The 259-nt window shown below is 41.7% G+C and carries 1 pseudogene; it reads right to left on the bottom strand.

The annotated features are described in order from the left end of the window. Positions 1–259 (bottom strand): annotated as a pseudogene (locus HMPREF2794_RS23530) (hypothetical protein); the annotation flags it as partial.

Below are 259 nucleotides of genomic sequence, written 5' to 3'. Positions count from 1 at the left end.
TTCAGGTACTCAATCCATTCTTCCAGTGGAGTAACGGCTACTTTATTGAATTCATTCACACGAATCAGGAAATACTCCGGAAAAACTTCTGCGGGAAGTTTACGGACGAGGGCATCCTTTTCTTTAGTGGTTATTTCGAGCCGATCTCCGGTGTGTACTCCCGTAAAGTTATTCTGACCATGATACAAATAATCGTCCCCTTTGCCGATATCGAAGTAGAGGATACTTATAGAATAAATCTTTTTCACCTCGTAGTAGC

It is taken from the genome of Bacteroides sp. HMSC067B03, assembly GCF_001811315.1.
In the GTDB taxonomy this organism is placed as follows: domain Bacteria; phylum Bacteroidota; class Bacteroidia; order Bacteroidales; family Bacteroidaceae; genus Bacteroides; species Bacteroides faecis.
The sequence above is the reverse complement of the archived record's forward strand: the minus strand, read 5'-3'. Positions and strand labels throughout refer to the sequence as shown.